Genomic DNA, 17,524 nt, shown 5'->3' with positions numbered 1-17,524 from the left:
GCGCACACCGGGTTAGCGAGCCGTTCAGTGCGCAGGGGTTTGCCAGCCGCCGCCCAGGCTCTGGATCAACGCCACACTGCCCTGGCTGAGCTGGCCCTGGGTGTCACGCAGGTTCTGCTCAGCTTGCAGCAACACCAGTTGCTGGGTCAGCACATTTTCCTGGCTGACAGTGCCGGCACGCAGTTGCGCCTCCTGGCTGCCGAACAGTTGCCGGTTGCGCTGGTACACCTGCTGGAAGGCATCGGCCTGGGTTTGCAGGTGGTTGATCGCCGACAGGTTGTCTTCGACGTTCTGTAGGGCGCTGAGCACCGTGCCACGGTAGGTCGCGGCGATCTGGTCGTAGCTGGCCTCGGCCTGCCTGACCGCTGCCTCACGGGCGCCGCCGTCGAACAGGGTTTGCGCCAGCGCCGGGCCCAACGTCCAGATGCGATTGGGCAGCGAGAACAACCCGCCCAGCGCGCTGCCGCGATAACCGGCCTCGGCGGTGAGGTCCAGGGTCGGGAAGAACGCGGCCTCAGCCACGCCGATTTTCGCGTTGGCCGCCGCGGCCGAGCGCTCCGCCGCCACCACGTCGGGACGCCGTTGCAGCAAGGTTGACGGCAAGGTCAGCGGCGGGCGCGGCAACACGAAGGTGTAGTCATCCCGTGCCGCCACGGCAAACTCGCTCGGTGCCACGCCCACCAGCACCGCCAGTGCGTGCTCGTATTGCTCGCGGTCGCGCAGCGAGGTCTGCAAGTCGGCAATCGAGGTGGTGAGCTGGTCCTGGGCCACCAGCAACTGGTCGTTGGTGGCGACGCCCTGGGTGAACTGCACCTGGATCATGTCCAGCAGTTGCTGGTTGATCTTCTGTTGCTGTTGCAGCAGGCGTACGTCGATATCCATCTGCCGCAGGGCGAGGTAGTTGCTCGCCACGCTGGAGCTGATGGACAACCGCACCCCGGCCAGCAACGCATCGGATTGCTGGGCCGCGGCCTGGCTGGACTCTATCCCGCGCCGTACCAAGCCCCACAGGTCCGGCTCCCAGCTGGCGGTCAAGGTCGCGCTGACGCTGTTCTCGACACCGCCCGAGGTAGTGCTGGATGTACTGCTGCCGCTGCCGCCCACACCCCGCGAACCCGACAGGCCTACGCCGACAGTGGGCCACAACCCGGCCCGGCTGGACGCCACCTGCGCCTGGGCCAGACGGTAGGCCGCCTCCGCCGCGATGATCGACTGGTTGGCCTTGGCCGAGCGCGCCACCAGGTCGTTCAACACCGGGTCCTGATAGGCCAGCCACCACTGACTGTCCATCGCCCCTTGGGGGTTGGCCGCCGCGCGCTGCCACTGGGCGCCTTCCTTGAAAGTCTGCGGCAGCTCCATGGCGGGCTTCTGGTAATCAGGCCCGACCATGCAGCCGCCGAGCAGCAGGCTGATGCAAAGCACGCTGTATTTCACGTTCATAACCTTGCTTCCTTACGCCGACCCAGGCGCTGTGACGCCCGGTCGAGCCACAGGTAGATCACCGGGGTGGTGTACAGCGTCAGCACCTGGCTGAACAGCAGGCCACCAATAATCGAAATCCCCAACGGCCGGCGCAGTTCCGAACCGTAGCCGGTGCCCAGCACCAGCGGCAGCGCGCCAAGGATCGCCGCCAGGGTGGTCATCATGATCGGCCGGAAACGGATCAGGCACGCCCGGCGAATCGCTTCCTTGGCCGTGAGGCCGAACTCCCGCCGCTCAGTGATCGCGAAGTCGATCATCATGATCGCGTTCTTCTTCACGATGCCAATCAACAGAATCACCCCCACCAGCGCAATGATCGACAGCTCGGTGCCGGTCAGCAGCAAGGCGATCAACGCACCGACACCGGCCGAGGGCAAGGTCGAGAGGATGGTCAGCGGGTGCATCAGGTTTTCGTAGAGGATGCCCAGCACGATGTACACCGACAGCAACGCGGCGACGATCAGCAACGGCTCGCTGGCCACCGACGACTGGAACACCTGGGCCGTACCGGCAAACTGGCCCACCACACTGGCGGGCATGCGCAGTTGCTTCACCGCATCGTCCACCAGCGCAGTCGCCTGGCCGATGGACGTGCCGGGCGCCAGGTTGAACGAGACCGTCACCGCCGGGAACGTGCCCTGGTGGCTGATGGAGATCGCCGTGCGCGCCACGGTGTTATCCGCCAGCGCCGACAGCGGCACCAGGGTCTGTTCGGTAGTCAGGCTGGGCGCCGCCGTGGTGCCTTTGGTGGTCGTGGCCTGGGTGCCTGTCGGTACGTAAATGCCCTTGAGCGCCGAAGGGTCGGTCCAGTATTCCGGGGCGATTTCCATCACCACGTGGTACTGGTTGGCCGCGCGATACAGGGTGGCCACCTGGCGCTGGCCAAAGGCGTCGTACAGCGTCTGGTCGACCGCCGAGACACTCACCCCGAGGCGCGCCGCCGTGTCGCGGTTGATCTGCACATTGGCCAGCAGGCTGTTGTCTTGCTGGTCGGTATTGAGGTCGGTGAGTTGCGGCAACTTACGCAGCACCGCCACCACCTTGGGCACCCATTCATCCAGGGATTCCTGGTCATCGGCGGTCAGGGTGTACTGGTACTGCGCGCCACTTTGCCGGCCACCCACGGTGATGTCCTGGGCCGACTGCAAATACAGCTTGGTGCCGGGCATGGCGCCGAGGCTGCGGCGAATCTGCCCGATGATGTCGGTGGCATTGTCCTTGCGCTCGCCCAGGGGCTTGAGCAGCACAAACATCTGCGCGCTGTTGACCGCCCCGCCGCCGCCTCCGCCACCGCCGACAAACCCGGCGACGGTGTCGATATTCGGGTTTTTCATCACCTTGCGGTTGATCTCGGTGAAGTCCTTCTGCATCGCCCCGTAGGAAATGCTCTGGTTGGCCTGGATGCTGCCCTGCAAGCGCCCGGTGTCTTCCTGGGGAAAGAAGCCCTTGGGCACCAGCACGTACAACACACCGGCAAGCACGATCACCAGCACCGTGACGAAGCCCATCAGCACCGTATGGTCGATCACCCAACCCAGGGTGCGATCGTAGAAGCGGTGAAAGCGCGAATCCGGGTGTTCGTTGCCTGCGTGAATTTCTTTCGGCGCGCGCAACAGCACGCTGGCGAGCATCGGCGTAACGGTCAGGGAGATCAGCATCGAGATCACGATGGCCACCGACAGCGACACCGAGAACTCGCGGAACAGCCGCCCGACAATCCCGCCCATCAGCAGCAGCGGAATAAACACCGCCACCAGGGACACGCTGATGGTCAGTACCGTGAAACCCACCTCCTGGGCGCCGGCCAGCGCGGCTTCCACCCGGGTCTTGCCGCGCTCCAGGTGACGCATGATGTTTTCCACCACCACGATCGCATCGTCCACCACAAACCCGGTGGAAATGGTCAGCGCCATGAGGGACAAGTTGTTCAGGCTATAGCCGAGGAAGTACATGGCGCCAAAGGTGCCCAGCAGCGACAGCGGCACCACGATCGCCGGCACCAGGGTGCTGCGCCAGTCGCGGAAGAAGCCGAACGTCACCAGCGTCACCAACAGGATCGACACCAGCAACGTCACTTCCACGTCGTGCAACGAGGCGCGAATGGTGGTGGTGCGGTCCATCAGCAGGTCGAGCTTGATCGTCGCCGGAATCGAGCTTTGCAAAAACGGCAGCGAGGCTTTCACCGCGTCCACCGTTTCGATCACGTTGGCGCCGGGCTGCTTGAACACCACCAGCAACACCGCCGGCTTGCCGTTGGACAGGCCGAAGTTGCGCAGGTCCTGCACGTCTTCACGCACGTAGCCGAGGTCGGCGATATGGATCAGGTCGCCGTTGCGCGCCTTGACCACCAGCGGCCCGTAGTCCTTTTCATCGAGCAACTGGTCGTTGGCGGCAATCCCGTAGTTGCGGTCGCCGATGGCCACGTTGCCCTTGGGCAGGTTGACGTTGGACGCATTGATCACCTGGCGCACCTGCTCCAGGCTGACGCCGTACTGGTTGAGCCGGTCGGGGTTCAATTCCACCCGCACTGCCGGCAACGCGCCGCCACCCACGGTCACGTCACCGACGCCGGTGGTCTGCAACAGCCGCTGCTCCAGCAGGGTCGAAGCCACGTCATACATCTGCCCCGGCGTGGCGCTGTCGGAGGTCAGGCTGATGATCAAGATTGGCGAGTCGGCCGGGTTGACCTTGCGGTACGTCGGGTTGCCGGACAGGTCGCTGGGCAGGTTGCTGCGGGCGGCGTTGATCGCGGCCTGAACGTCCCGGGCAGCACCGTCGATGTCGCGGTTCAGGTCGAACTGCAGGATGATCCGCGCCGAGCCGAGGCTGCTGGACGAGGTCATTTGCGTGACCCCGGCAATCTGCCCGAACTGCCGTTCCAACGGCGTGGCCACCGAACTGGCGACGGTGGTCGGGTCGGCGCCGGGCAACGAGGCGCTGACGCTGATGGTCGGGAAATCCACCTCCGGCAGCGGCGCCACCGGCAGCAGCATAAAAGCCAGTGCGCCAAACAACGCGAGGCCGGCTGCCATCAAGGTGGTTGCAATGGGACGGCGAACAAACGGCGCGCTGAGGTTCATCGCCATCAGACCGCTTCAGCCGGGCGGCGGCTGAAACGCTGCCCCAGCCCGTGCATGGCGAGGAAGATCACCGGCGTGGAAAACAGCGTCAGCAACTGGCTGAGCAACAGCCCGCCGATAATCGCGATACCCAGCGGATGGCGCAGCTCCGAGCCGATCCCCGTGCCCAGCGCCAGCGGCACCGCGCCGAACAGCGAGGCCATGCTGGTCATCAGGATCGGCCGGAACCGCAACTCCGCCGCCTGGCGGATCGCCGCCACAGGGCTCAGGCCACCCTCACGCAAGAGTTCCAGGGCGAAGTCGACCATCATGATGCCGTTTTTCATCACGATGCCGATCAGCAACACAATGCCGATCAGGCCGATAATGTCGAACTGCGTACCGGTCACCAGCAGCGCCAGCAAGGCCCCGAGCGCCGCCGAGAGCAGCGTCGAAAGGATCGTCACCGGGTGCACGAAGCTCTCGTACAGAATCCCCAGCATCAGGTACACCACCACAATCGCCGCCGCCACCAGGAACACCTGGTTCGACAGCGACTGCTCGAACGTCGCCGCCGCGCCTTCAAGGTTGGCCTGCACCGACAGCGGCAGACCGACCTTGGCCTCGATGTCCTTTAGCCGCGTAACGGCCGCGCCAAGGGTCTGGCCGGGGGCGAGGTTGAAGGACACGTCGGCATACGGAAACTGGCCCAGCCGGTTGATGGTCACGGGGGCACGCACCACCTGCATGGTCGCCATGCTCGACAGCGGCGCGACACCGCCACCGGGAATATCCACGTACAACCCCGTCAGCAAGTCCGACAAGTTGCGCGGCGGATGGTCGGTGGCGATCACCACGTGGTACTGGTTGAGCTGGGTATAAATCGTCGAGACCTGGCGCTGGCCGAAGGCGTCGTACAGCACATCGTCGATGGCCTGTGGCGTGATGCCCAGGCGCGAGGCGGTGGCGCGGTCAAACGTCAGCTGGATCTGGTTGCCGAACTGCATCGCCTGGCTTTGCACGTCGGTGAACATCGGGTCTTGCTTGATCGCCGCCAGCAGCCTGGTGGTCCACTGCTCCAGCTCGTCCGGGTCGGTGGCTTGCAGCCCCAAACGGTAACTGGTGGTGGACACCGTGGCGTCCAGGGTCAGGTCCTGCACCGAGTGCAGGTACAGGCGGATGCCCGCGTCGTCGGCGTTGGCATCGGAGAGCCGGCGGATCACTTCGGTGGCGCTGTCACGCTCGCCCCGGGGCTTGAGGTTGATCAGCAGGTTGCCCTGGTTGATGGTCGGGTTGGTCTGGTCGATCCCGACAAACGACGACAGGCTTTGCACCGCCGGGTCCTTGAGGATCCGGGCGGCGAGGCGCTGTTGTTCGGTCTGCATCTGCTGGAACGAAACCGTCGGCGCCGCCTGGGAAATGCCCTGGATCAGGCCGGTGTCCTGGTCCGGGAAAAAGCCCTTGGGCATGATCACCAGCGTCACCAGGGTCAACGCAGCAGTGAGCACCACCGAGACCAGCGTGAGCGTGCGGTGGGCCAGCACCCAGTCCAGGCCGCGCACGTAGTGGGTGTTGATGCGGTCGAAAAAATCCGCACGGCGTTCTTCGTGCTTATTCTTGAGCATCCGCGCGCACATCATCGGCGTCAGGGTCAGGGAGATGAACGCCGAGATCACGATGGTCACGGCCACGGTCATCGCGAATTCGCGGAACAAGCGGCCGACCACATCGCCCATGAACAGCAGCGGGATCATCACTGCGATCAGCGCAATCGACAGCGAAATAATCGTGAACCCGATTTGCTCCGACCCCTTGAGTGCCGCCTCCAGTGGTGAGTCGCCGGCCTCGATATAGCGCGTGATGTTTTCGATCATCACGATGGCGTCATCCACCACAAACCCGATGGCAATCGTCAGCGCCATCAGCGTCAGGTTGTTCAGGGAGAAGCCCAATGCATAGGCCACCGCCAGGGTGCCCACCAGCGTCAGCGGAATGGTGACGGCAGGAATGATCGTGGCCGGCACGTTGCGCAGGAACGCGAAAATCACGATCACTACCAGCGCGATGGCCATGGCCAGTTCGTACTGCACATCGGTGACCGAGGCGCGGATGGTCTGGGTGCGGTCGGTCAGCACAGCGACCTTCAAGGTACCCGGCAAACTCGCCCGCAGCTTGGGCAGCAATTGCTGCACGCGGTCGACCACTTCAATCACGTTGGCGCCGGGCTGGCGCTGGATATTCAGCACAATCGACGGCGTGCTGTTGGTCCACGCGGCCTGACGCGGGTTTTCCGGGCCCTGGGTGGAACTGGCGATCTGCGACAGGCGAATCGGCGCGCCGTTTTTATAGGCGATTACCAGGTCGCGGTATTCCTCGGCCGATTGCAGCTGGTCGTTGGCACCAATGGAATAGGCCTGGAACTTGCCATCGATATTGCCCTTGGCCTGATTGACGTTGGCCGTGCCGAGGGAGCTGCGCAGGTCATCGATGGACAGCCCCAGGCTATTGAGCGCCGAAGTGTTCGCCTCGACCCGCACCGCCGGGCGCTGGCCGCCGCTGATGGTCACGAGGCCGACGCCGGTGATCTGCGAAATTTTCTGCGCCAGGCGTGTGTCCGCCAGGTCTTCGACCTTGGTCAGCGGCAACACGTCGGAGGTCAGGGACAGGGTCAGCACCGGCGCATCCGCCGGGTTGACCTTGCTGTACACCGGCGGGTACGGCAGGTTGGCCGGCAGAAAGGTCCCGGCAGCGTTGATCGCAGCCTGTACTTCCTGTTCGGCGACGTCCAGAGACAGCGACAGGTCGAATTGCAGGGTCACCACCGAAGCGCCGTCGGAGCTGGTGGAATTCATGGATTTAAGGCCCGGCATCTCGCCGAGCTGGCGCTCCAGCGGTGCGGTGATGGAAGAACTGACCACGTCCGGGCTGGCGCCGGGGTATTGGGTGAAGACCTGGATGGTCGGGTAGTCGACTTCGGGCAATGCCGACACCGACAGCAAGTGATACCCCAGCATCCCCAGCAACAGCACCGCGACCATCATCAAGGTGGTGGCGACGGGACGTTCGATAAAGGGCCGCGAAATGTTCATGCTCGGCAGCTCCTCACTGGGCGACGACCTTCACGGCCGAACCGTCATCCAGCTTGTCGGCGCCTTCGGTGATCACCTGTTCGCCGGGTTTGACCCCACTTTCGAGCACCGCCGAGATGTCGCCCATGGAAGGGCCGGTCTTGATGTTGCGCAGGCTGGCCTTGTCGCCGTTCACCACGAACACGAAATCACCCTTGCTGCCATGCTGGATCGCCCGGGTGGGCACCACGGCAACCTGGGTCAGGGTGTCGGCTTTCAGGCGCGCATTGACGAACTGGTTGGGGAACAGCGCATTGCCCGAATCATCGAACTGCGCCTTGACCTTGATGGTGCCGGTGGTGGTATCCACCTGGTTGTCCAGGGCCAACAGGCTGCCGGTGGCCAGCAAGGCTTTTTTGTTGCGGTCGTAGGCCAGCACCGTCACGGCGCCACGGCCCAGGGCTTGATTGATTGCGCCCAAGTCATCCTCGGGCACCGCAAACACCACCGTGGCCGGGTTCATTTGGGTGATCACCACAATGCCGGTGGTGCTGGTGGTAGTGACATAGTTGCCCGGGTCTACCAGGCGCAGGCCCACCACGCCGTCGACGGGCGAGGTGATGGTGCAGTAGCCGACCTGCACTTCAAGGTTCTGCACATTGCCCTGGTCGGCGGCCACGGTGCCCAGTTGTTGCTGGACCAGCGAGGCCTGGGTATCGACGGTTTGCTGGCTGGTGGAGCCGGCCTTGACCAGTTCGCGGTAGCGCACCAGATCGCGCTGGGCATTGCTCAATACCGCCTGGTCGTGGGCCAGGGTGCCCTTGGCCACGGCCAGTTGGGCCTTGAGGGCACGGTCATCGATTCGCGCAATCACTTGGCCCTTGGTGACGTGCTGGCCTTCCTTGAACGCCACGCTGCTGAGGATGCCATCGACCTGGGTGACCACCGTCACACTGCGGGTCGGGGTGACGGTGCCGAGGGCATCGATGTAGACCGGCACGTCCTGCAACACCACCGGCACCACGGCCACCGGTTCGCCGGTGGCGGGCGGCCTGCCTTTGTGCCCACCTGCAAAGAAGTGCAAACCCAGGGCAATCAACACCGCTACCAGTAACAACGTGCCAACTACCCAGGCGAACGTACGTCGTCTGCTTTTCTCCACGGGTTTCTCTCTCGAACGCCGAAATCAGGAAGGGGCGGCCCGGCTAAATGGCCGCTCGCTGCCTGAACTCTAGCAGCGCGCTCGGGCCGTGCCTGTACGACCGTGAATGCGTTCAGCATCAAGACAGACAAAGTCAGCTGGGCGCCCCACCGTGCAAGGCCTGCAGCACGATTCTTGAGCCCTGCGCAAAGCCGGTGCTACCATGCCCGACCGCCTGTCTTGGCAAGGAACGACCTGGTCTATGAGCACCATTCGCGAGCGCAACAAAGAACTGATCCTGCGGGCTGCCAGTGAGGAGTTTGCCGACAAGGGCTTCGCCGCGACCAAAACCAGCGACATCGCCGCCAAGGCCGGGCTGCCCAAGCCCAACGTCTACTACTACTTCAAGTCCAAGGACAACCTCTACCGCGAGGTGCTCGAAAGCATTATCGAGCCGATCCTGGCCGCCTCCACGCCGTTCAATCCCGAGGGCGACCCTGCGGCCGTGCTGAGCGGCTACATCCGCTCGAAAATCTGCATCTCCCGGGATCTGCCGTTTGCCTCGAAAGTGTTCGCCAGCGAAATCATGCACGGCGCCCCGCATTTGAGCCCGGAGCAGGTGGACCAGCTGAATGCCCAGGCCAAACACAACATCGACTGCATCCAGAGCTGGGTGGACCGGGGGCTGATTGCGCCGATTGACCCGCATCATCTGATGTTCAGCATCTGGGCGGCGACGCAGACCTACGCGGATTTTGACTGGCAGATTTCAGCGGTGACCGGGAAGGCCAAGCTGGATGAAGCGGATTATGAGGCGGCGGCGCAGACGATTATTCGGTTGGTGCTTAAAGGGTGTGAGCCGGACTGAAGAGCATCGCAGGCAAGCCAGCTCCCACACTGTCCCACGCCAGACACAAAATGTATGAGCGGCGCAGGCCCAATGTGGGAGCGGGCTTGCTCGCGAAAGCGCCCTCCCAGACACATCCTGCACAAAGCCAAACCATCATCTCCAGACTCCCCGATCTAGCCTCTCAGAACCCCACCTGAAGAGAGGCAAAGGAATGCCTGATCCAGCTGCTTCACACCGCCTGCGCATCGGGCGATTCAGCGAATCCAACCGTATTTACCTGATCACCACCAATACCCACGAACGTGTGCCAATCTTCAGTGACTTTTACCTGGGTCGGCTGGTGGTCTGGCAATTCCGGCTCGCCCAATACCAAGGGTTGGCGAACTCCTTGGCCTGGGTGGTCATGCCCGACCACTTTCACTGGTTGATTGAACTGCAAAAGGGCTCGTTGGGAGACCTGATGTGCCAGGTGAAGTCCAAAAGCACTCGAACCGTGAATGGCGCTACGGGCCGCAAAGGGCGGCTATGGCAAACCAGTTTTCATGATCGTGCGCTGCGCAAGGACGATGACTTGGTGAAGATGGCTCGGTATGTCGTGGCCAACCCATTAAGAGCAGGGTTGGTGGAGCGGATTGGCGACTATCCGCTGTGGGATGCGGTTTGGGTTTAGGTCCGGGACCGAGTCGCCCCTTTCGCGAGCAAGCCCGCTCCCACATTTTGACTGCATTCCAAGGCTGGAACTCGGTCAAAATGTGGGAGCGGGCTTGCTCGCGAAGAGGCCCGCCCAGTCACCTCAAATCAAGCAGTAACCCCCGCATCCGCCCACAACCCCTGCCCCTCGATCGCACTGATCGCACACTGTTCATCAATATCCGACGTATCCCCGCTGATCCCGATCGCCCCCAGCACCACACCCTCCTGATCCCGAATCAACACCCCGCCCGGCGCCGGCACCACGCTGCCTTGCCCCAGGCTGTTCAACGCCGCAATAAAAGCCGGCCGCTGCTGCGCATCCAGCGCCAGCAAGCGCGAGCCCTTGCCCAGGGCAATCGCGCCCCAGGCCTTGCCTATGGCGATCTGCGGGCGCAGCAGGCTCGCGCCATCTTCGCGCTGCAACGCAATCAAATGCCCGCCGCTGTCGAGTACCGCAACGGTCAGCGGCGCTGCGGAAATGGTGCGGCCTGCCGCGATGGCGTGGCTGGCCAGGTTGACTGCGACTTTCAAGGTTAAAGCGCTCATGGGTGCCGTCCTTATCTTGTTATGGGAAAGCCGTGGGGCTCTGTCTGATCAGAAGCTCGATCAAACAAATAGAACACAATAGATTTATTTTTTGTATACAATATTTCGAAACATACGCACCACACGTCGAAATATTCCTGTCCAGAAGGCTTCCGACGAACGTAAAGGCCACCCAAGAAAATGGATTGACCTGCCACGCTCGCCGTGAATACACTTCGGACCAACACCACTTGTATACAATTACAAAACGCAAGAGGCACCAAAAACATGAGCAAAATGAGAGCAATCGAAGCCGCTGTCCTGGTGATGCGCCGTGAAGGGGTCGACACCGCCTTCGGTATCCCGGGCGCCGCGATCAACCCGCTGTATTCGGCCTTGCAGAAGGTCGGTGGCATCGATCACGTCCTTGCTCGCCACGTTGAAGGCGCCTCGCACATGGCTGAGGGCTACACCCGCACCAAGGCCGGCAACATCGGCGTGTGCATCGGCACTTCGGGCCCGGCGGGCACCGACATGGTCACCGGCCTGTACAGCGCCTCGGCCGACTCGATCCCGATCCTGTGCATCACCGGCCAGGCGCCGCGGGCACGGATGCACAAGGAAGACTTCCAGGCCGTCGACATCACCAGCATCGTCAAGCCGGTGACCAAGTGGGCGACCACGGTCCTTGAACCCGGCCAGGTGCCGTATGCCTTCCAGAAAGCCTTCTATGAAATGCGCTCCGGCCGCCCGGGCCCGGTGCTGATCGACCTGCCGTTCGACGTACAAATGGCCGAGATCGAATTCGACATCGACGCCTACCAGCCGCTGCCCCTGGCCAAGCCACTGGCCACCCGCATCCAGGTGGAAAAAGCCCTGGCCCTGCTGGACCAGGCCGAACGCCCGTTGCTGGTGAGCGGTGGCGGCGTGATCAACGCCGACGCCAGCGAGCTGCTGGTGGAGTTCGCCGAGCTGACCGGCATCCCGGTGATCCCGACCCTGATGGGCTGGGGCACGATCCCCGACGATCACCCGCAGATGGTGGGCATGGTCGGCCTGCAAACGTCCCACCGTTATGGCAACGCGACGATGTTGAAATCGGACGTGGTGCTGGGCATCGGTAACCGCTGGGCCAACCGCCACACCGGTTCGGTGGAGGTGTACACCGAGGGCCGCAAATTCATTCACGTGGACATCGAGCCGACGCAAATCGGCCGCGTGTTCACCCCGGACCTGGGCATCGTGTCCGACGCCGGTTCCGCCCTGACCCTGTTCATAGAAGTAGCCCGCGAGTGGAAAGCCGCCGGCAAGCTCAAGGACCGCAGCGCCTGGCTCCACGATTGCCAGCAGCGCAAGGCCACCCTGCACCGCAAGACCCACTTCGACAACGTGCCGGTCAAGCCGCAGCGGGTGTACGAAGAGATGAACCAGGTGTTCGGCAAAGACACCTGCTACGTCAGCACCATCGGCCTGTCGCAGATTGCCGGCGCACAGTTCCTGCACGTCTATAAGCCACGCCACTGGATCAACTGCGGCCAGGCCGGCCCGCTCGGCTGGACCATTCCGGCCGCGCTGGGTGTGGTCAAGGCTGATCCGACCCGCAAGGTTGTCGCGCTGTCGGGCGACTATGACTTCCAGTTCATGATCGAAGAGCTGGCCGTGGGCGCGCAGTTCAAGCTGCCGTACATCCACGTGGTGGTGAACAACTCCTACCTGGGGCTGATCCGCCAGGCCCAGCGCGGGTTTGAGATGGACTACTGCGTGCAGCTGTCCTTCGACAACCTCAACGCGCCGGAACTCAACGGTTATGGCGTCGACCACGTGGCCGTCGCCGAAGGCCTGGGGTGCAAGGCCCTGCGCGTGTTCGAGCCGGGTCAGATCCAGCCTGCACTGCGCAAGGCTCAGGAGATGATCGAAGAGTTCAAGGTGCCGGTGATCGTTGAAATCATTCTGGAGCGGGTGACCAATATTTCCATGGGCACCGAGATCAACGCCGTCAACGAATTCGAAGATCTGGCACTGGTGGGCAACGACGCGCCGACCGCCATTTCACTGCTCGATTAAGGAGAACCCCATGCCGCGTTTCGCCGCCAACCTGTCCATGCTGTTTACCGAACAGGACTTTCTTGCCCGTTTCAAAGCCGCCGCCGACGCGGGGTTCAGTGGTGTGGAATACCTGTTTCCCTATGAATTCAGCTCGGCTGAAATCAAGGCGCAACTCGATGCCCACGGCCTGACCCAAGTGCTGTTCAACCTGCCGGCCGGTGACTGGGCCAAGGGCGAACGCGGCCTGGCGTGCCACCCGGACCGGGTCGAGGAGTTCCGCGCCGGGGTCAACCTGGCCATCGCCTACGCCCAGGTGCTGGGCAATACCCAGATCAACTGCCTGGCGGGGATTCGCCCGGCCGGCGTGGATGACGCGACGCTGGAAAAAACCTTCGTCGCCAACCTCAAGTACGCCGCCGACAAGCTGCAAGCGGTGGGCATCAAGCTGGTGATGGAAGCCATCAACACCCGCGACATCCCCGGCTTCTACCTGAACAACACGGCGCAGGCCCTGTCGATTCGCGAGCAGGTGGGCAGTGCCAACCTGTTCCTGCAGTACGACATCTATCACATGCAAATCATGGAGGGCGACCTCGCCCGCACCATGGCGAACCACCTGGATGAGATCAACCACATCCAGCTGGCGGACAACCCGGGGCGCAACGAGCCGGGCACCGGTGAGATCAACTACCGCTTCCTGTTCGAACATTTGGACCGCATTGGTTATCAGGGCTGGGTCGGCTGTGAGTACAAGCCGTTGACCACCACCGAAGCGGGTTTGGGTTGGCTCAAAAGCCACAACGCGATCTAACCCACAAAAACAATAAGAGGATTTTAATCATGGCTAAAATCGGATTTATCGGCACCGGCATCATGGGCCAACCCATGGCCGCCAACCTGCAAAAGGCCGGGCACCAACTGTTCCTGTCCGAGCATCACGGCAAGGCCCCGGCTGAACTGATCAACGCTGGCGCGGTGGCCCTGGCCAACCCGCAGCAAGTGGCCCAGGAAGCCGAATTCATCATCGTCATGGTGCCCGACACCCCGCAGGTCGACGACGTGCTGTTCCGTGCCGACGGTGTGGCCGCAGGCCTGGGGCCGAACAAAGTGGTGATCGACATGAGCTCGATCTCGCCCACCGCCACCAAGGCCTTCGCCGCGAAGATCAACGAGACCGGCGCACGCTACCTCGACGCCCCGGTGTCCGGTGGTGAAGTCGGCGCCAAGGCCGGCACCCTGAGCATCATGATCGGCGGCGACCCGCACACCTTCGAACGCGCCTTGCCGCTGTTCCAGGCCATGGGCAAGAACATCACCCTGGTGGGCGGCAATGGCGATGGCCAGACCGCCAAGGTGGCCAACCAGATCATCGTCGCCCTGAACATCCAGGCGGTGGCCGAAGCGCTGCTGTTCGCCTCGAAGAACGGTGCCGACCCGGCCAAGGTGCGGGAAGCCCTGATGGGAGGGTTTGCTTCGTCGAAAATCCTCGAAGTGCATGGCGAGCGCATGATCAAGGGCACCTTCGATCCGGGCTTCCGCATCAACCTGCACCAGAAGGATCTGAACCTGGCGTTGGCCGGTGCCAAGGAGTTGGGGATCAACCTGCCCAACACCGCCGGCACCCAACAGGTGTTCAGCACCTGCACGGCCATCGGTGGCGGCAACTGGGACCACTCGGCGCTGATCAAGGGCCTGGAACATATGGCGAATTTTTCGATTCGCGATAAGTAACGCCCGCCCTTCCCTGTAGGAGCCGGCTTGCCGGCGATGAGGCCACCCGCCTCACCGCCAGCCTTCAGGCCGCCATCGCCGGCAAGCCGGCTCCTACAGTTTTTGCATTGCCTCTAATAACAAGAATCCCCGGGAGCCCGCTTATGTCGGTCGATCCGCAACACCTGCTTCGCGAGCTGTTTGCCACAGCCATCGACGCCGCCCACCCCCGGCAAGTCCTCGAACCCTGTCTGCCCGCCGACCGCAGCGGCCGTGTCATCGTGATCGGTGCCGGCAAAGCCGCCGCCGCCATGGCGCTGGTGGTGGAAAACTGCTGGCAAGGCGAAGTCTCGGGCCTGGTGGTCACCCGCTATGGCCACGGTGCACCCTGCAAGAAAATCGAAGTGGTCGAAGCCGCACACCCGGTCCCGGATGCCGCCGGCCAAGCCGTGGCCAAGCGCGTGCTGGAGTTGATCAGCAACCTCAGCGAAGACGACCGCGTGATTTTCCTGCTCTCCGGCGGTGGCTCTGCGCTGCTCGCCCTGCCCGCCGCCGGCATCACCCTGGCGGACAAGCAAGCGATCAACAAAGCCCTGCTCAAATCCGGCGCCACCATTGGCGAGATGAACTGCGTGCGCAAGCACCTCTCGGCAATCAAGGGGGGCCGCCTTGCCCGGGCAAGCTGGCCGGCCACGGTCTACACCTACGCGATTTCCGATGTGCCGGGCGACCAGGCCACGGTCATCGCGTCGGGCCCTACCGTCGGCGACCCGAGCACCTCGCAACAGGCGCTGGCGATCCTCAAGCGCTACCAGATTGAAATCCCGGCGTCGGTGCGCACCTGGCTGCAAAGCCCGGAGTCGGAAACGGTCAAGCCCGGCGACCCGGTGCTCGCCCGCAGCCATTTCCAGTTGATCGCCCGCCCCCAACAATCCCTGGAAGCGGTGGCGGTGAAAGTCCGCCAGGCCGGTTTCAGCCCGCTGATCCTCGGCGACCTGGAAGGCGAGGCGCGGGACGTGGCCAAGGTGCACGCCGGCATCGCCCGGCAGATCATCCAGCACGGCCAGCCGCTGGCGGCGCCTTGCGTGATCCTTTCCGGCGGCGAAACCACCGTCACCGTGCGCGGCAATGGCCGTGGCGGGCGCAATGCCGAATTCCTGCTGAGCCTCACCGACAGCCTCAAGGGACTGCCCGGCGTCTACGCCCTGGCGGGTGACACCGACGGCATCGACGGCTCCGAAGACAACGCCGGCGCGATCATGACGCCCACCAGCTACGCCCGCGCCGAAGCCCTGGGCCTGAGCGCCAGCGATGAGCTGGACAACAACAATGGCTACGGCTATTTCGCGGCCCTCGACGGCTTGATCATCACCGAGCCGACCCGCACCAACGTCAACGATTTTCGCGCCATTCTGATTCTTGAAAGCCCTGAAAGAGAGTCCCCCGAACATGACGCCTGACAAGAAGGTCAAAATCCTCGCCACGCTGGGCCCGGCCACCGACAGCATTGACGACATCCGCGAGCTGGTGGAAGCCGGGGTGAACATCTTCCGCCTGAATTTCAGCCACGGTGATCACGCCGATCATGCCCAGCGCTACCAGTGGATTCGCCAGGTGGAGCGCCAGCTCAACTATCCCCTCGGCATCCTCATGGACCTGCAAGGGCCGAAGCTGCGGGTCGGGCGCTTTGCCGAGGGCAAGGTACAACTGATTCGCGGCCAGGCCCTGCGCCTGGACCTGGACCCGACACCCGGTGACCAGCGGCGGGTGAACCTGCCGCACCCGGAAATCATCGCGGCCCTGCAACCCGGCATGGACCTGCTGCTGGACGATGGCAAGCTGCGCCTGCGGGTGATCACCAAGCATTCCGAGGCCATCGACACCACCGTGCTCAATGGCGGCGAACTGTCGGACCGTAAAGGCGTGAACGTGCCCCAGGCATTGCTGGAGCTCAGCCCGCTGACCGCCAAGGACCGCCGCGACCTGAGTTTCGGCCTGGAACTGGGTGTGGACTGGGTGGCGCTGTCGTTTGTGCAACGCCCGGAAGACATCCGCGAAGCCCGTGAATTGATCGGCGACAAAGCCTTCCTGATGGCCAAGATCGAAAAGCCATCGGCGGTGCAGCGCCTGCAGGAAATCGCCGAGCTGAGTGACGCGATCATGGTCGCCAGAGGGGACCTGGGGGTGGAAGTGCCGGCGGAAAGCGTGCCGCAAATCCAGAAGGACATCATTGGTGTCTGCCGCCAGTTGGGTAAACCGGTGGTGGTGGCGACGCAGATGCTTGAGTCGATGCGCTTCTCCCCCGCGCCGACCCGCGCCGAAGTCACCGACGTGGCCAACGCAGTGGCTGAAGGGGCGGATGCGGTGATGCTGTCGGCGGAAACCGCTTCCGGTGAATACCCGCTGGAAGCCGTGCTGATGATGAGCAAGATCATTCGCCAGGTGGAAAACGGCCCGGATTACCAGGCCCAGCTGGACGTCAGCCGGCCCAAGGCCGAGGCCACGGTGTCGGACGCCATCAGCTGCGCGATTCGCCGTATCAGCAGCATCCTGCCGGTGGCGGTGCTGGTGAACTACAGCGAGTCCGGCACCTCCAGCCTGCGGGCGGCGCGGGAACGGCCAACGGTGCCGATCCTGAACCTGACGCCGAACCTGTCCACGGCGCGACGCTTGAGCGTGGCGTGGGGCGTGCACTCGGTGGTGAATGACCGGCTGCGGCAGGTGGACGAGGTGTGTTCCACGGCGCTGGAAATTGCCCAGGCACAAGGTATGGCGCAGCGCGGGGACACGTTGGTGATTACCGCGGGAGTGCCGTTTGGGCAGCCGGGGTCGACCAACTCGCTACGGATAGAGACGTTGATCTAGCGCCTGTAAGGGCCTCATCGCGGGCAAGCCCGGCTCCCACATTTTGATTTGTGAACCCGTTCAAATGTGGGAGCTGGCTTGCCTG

General features: G+C 63.4%; 12 protein-coding genes. 7 read left to right on the top strand and 5 right to left on the bottom strand.

Annotation, left to right across the window (positions count from 1 at the left end; all coding sequences use genetic code 11):
• Window positions 1-24: 24 nt before the first annotated feature.
• From MUM_RS0101545 to MUM_RS0101530, 4 genes are read right to left on the bottom strand one after another with little or no spacing between them, the layout of a single operon-like run.
• The gene (locus MUM_RS0101545; RefSeq protein WP_010166226.1) at window positions 25-1,440 is read right to left on the bottom strand and encodes an efflux transporter outer membrane subunit; all 1,416 of its coding nucleotides are present in this window, start codon (window positions 1,438-1,440) and stop codon (window positions 25-27) included.
• A complete protein-coding gene (locus MUM_RS0101540) occupies window positions 1,437-4,562 on the bottom strand; it encodes an efflux RND transporter permease subunit (protein ID WP_029615732.1) in 3,126 nt (1,041 codons plus the stop codon). Before MUM_RS0101540 ends, MUM_RS0101545 begins: the two co-directional genes overlap by 4 nt.
• Before the next feature lie 5 nt (window positions 4,563-4,567).
• The gene (locus MUM_RS0101535) at window positions 4,568-7,630 is read right to left on the bottom strand and encodes an efflux RND transporter permease subunit (protein WP_010166224.1); all 3,063 of its coding nucleotides are present in this window, start codon (window positions 7,628-7,630) and stop codon (window positions 4,568-4,570) included.
• 13 nt (window positions 7,631-7,643) lie between these two features.
• A complete protein-coding gene (locus MUM_RS0101530; RefSeq protein ID WP_029615731.1) occupies window positions 7,644-8,771 on the bottom strand; it encodes an efflux RND transporter periplasmic adaptor subunit in 1,128 nt (375 codons plus the stop codon).
• Window positions 8,772-9,012: 241 nt separating this feature from the next.
• On the opposite strand from MUM_RS0101530, the gene MUM_RS0101525 reads away from it, so the two are divergent.
• Window positions 9,013-9,618 (top strand): TetR/AcrR family transcriptional regulator, encoded by a 606-nt coding sequence (locus MUM_RS0101525; RefSeq protein ID WP_010166220.1) that lies wholly within the window; start codon window positions 9,013-9,015, stop codon window positions 9,616-9,618.
• A gap of 193 nt (window positions 9,619-9,811) precedes the next feature.
• Window positions 9,812-10,270, top strand: coding sequence for an REP-associated tyrosine transposase (locus MUM_RS0101520; protein WP_010166218.1), 459 nt, complete (start codon window positions 9,812-9,814; stop codon window positions 10,268-10,270).
• A 128-nt stretch (window positions 10,271-10,398) separates the two neighbouring features.
• Here the strand turns inward: MUM_RS0101520 and MUM_RS0101515 are convergent, their stop codons facing one another.
• Window positions 10,399-10,839, bottom strand: coding sequence for a GlcG/HbpS family heme-binding protein (locus MUM_RS0101515; protein ID WP_010166216.1), 441 nt, complete (start codon window positions 10,837-10,839; stop codon window positions 10,399-10,401).
• A gap of 267 nt (window positions 10,840-11,106) precedes the next feature.
• On the opposite strand from MUM_RS0101515, the gene gcl reads away from it, so the two are divergent.
• The 5 genes from gcl (at window position 11,107) to pyk (ending at window position 17,439) form a co-directional block, all read left to right on the top strand.
• Window positions 11,107-12,882: a glyoxylate carboligase gene (gene gcl, locus MUM_RS0101510; protein ID WP_010166214.1), complete on the top strand. Its 1,776-nt coding sequence runs from the start codon at window positions 11,107-11,109 to the stop codon at window positions 12,880-12,882.
• Window positions 12,883-12,892: 10 nt separating this feature from the next.
• Window positions 12,893-13,675 carry a hydroxypyruvate isomerase gene (hyi, locus tag MUM_RS0101505; RefSeq protein ID WP_010166213.1) on the top strand — a complete coding sequence of 261 codons (783 nt, stop codon included), beginning with the start codon at window positions 12,893-12,895 and terminating at the stop codon, window positions 13,673-13,675.
• A 29-nt stretch (window positions 13,676-13,704) separates the two neighbouring features.
• Window positions 13,705-14,595 carry a 2-hydroxy-3-oxopropionate reductase gene (locus tag MUM_RS0101500; protein ID WP_010166211.1) on the top strand — a complete coding sequence of 297 codons (891 nt, stop codon included), beginning with the start codon at window positions 13,705-13,707 and terminating at the stop codon, window positions 14,593-14,595.
• 143 nt (window positions 14,596-14,738) lie between these two features.
• Entirely contained in the window at window positions 14,739-16,034 is a 1,296-nt protein-coding gene (locus MUM_RS0101495; RefSeq protein ID WP_010166209.1) for a glycerate kinase type-2 family protein, read from the top strand.
• A complete protein-coding gene (pyk, locus tag MUM_RS0101490) occupies window positions 16,024-17,439 on the top strand; it encodes a pyruvate kinase (protein ID WP_010166207.1) in 1,416 nt (471 codons plus the stop codon). The genes MUM_RS0101495 and pyk overlap by 11 nt, the downstream gene beginning before the upstream one ends.
• Window positions 17,440-17,524 lie beyond the last annotated feature (85 nt).

Origin of the sequence: Pseudomonas sp. PAMC 25886, assembly GCF_000242655.1 — a bacterium.
Classification (GTDB): Bacteria; Pseudomonadota; Gammaproteobacteria; order Pseudomonadales; family Pseudomonadaceae; genus Aquipseudomonas.
This window is presented reverse-complemented; position numbering and strand designations above follow the sequence as displayed.

Coding starts and splice junctions, on each gene's coding strand:
- gcl (WP_010166214.1), top strand. CDS start 11,107: ATGAGCAAAATGAGAGCAATCGAAGCCGCTGTCCTGGTGATGCGCCGT.
- MUM_RS0101535 (WP_010166224.1), bottom strand. CDS start 7,630: ATGAACATTTCGCGGCCCTTTATCGAACGTCCCGTCGCCACCACCTTG.
- hyi (WP_010166213.1), top strand. CDS start 12,893: ATGCCGCGTTTCGCCGCCAACCTGTCCATGCTGTTTACCGAACAGGAC.
- MUM_RS0101525 (WP_010166220.1), top strand. CDS start 9,013: ATGAGCACCATTCGCGAGCGCAACAAAGAACTGATCCTGCGGGCTGCC.
- MUM_RS0101545 (WP_010166226.1), bottom strand. CDS start 1,440: ATGAACGTGAAATACAGCGTGCTTTGCATCAGCCTGCTGCTCGGCGGC.
- MUM_RS0101520 (WP_010166218.1), top strand. CDS start 9,812: ATGCCTGATCCAGCTGCTTCACACCGCCTGCGCATCGGGCGATTCAGC.
- MUM_RS0101515 (WP_010166216.1), bottom strand. CDS start 10,839: ATGAGCGCTTTAACCTTGAAAGTCGCAGTCAACCTGGCCAGCCACGCC.
- MUM_RS0101500 (WP_010166211.1), top strand. CDS start 13,705: ATGGCTAAAATCGGATTTATCGGCACCGGCATCATGGGCCAACCCATG.
- pyk (WP_010166207.1), top strand. CDS start 16,024: ATGACGCCTGACAAGAAGGTCAAAATCCTCGCCACGCTGGGCCCGGCC.
- MUM_RS0101540 (WP_029615732.1), bottom strand. CDS start 4,562: ATGAACCTCAGCGCGCCGTTTGTTCGCCGTCCCATTGCAACCACCTTG.
- MUM_RS0101495 (WP_010166209.1), top strand. CDS start 14,739: ATGTCGGTCGATCCGCAACACCTGCTTCGCGAGCTGTTTGCCACAGCC.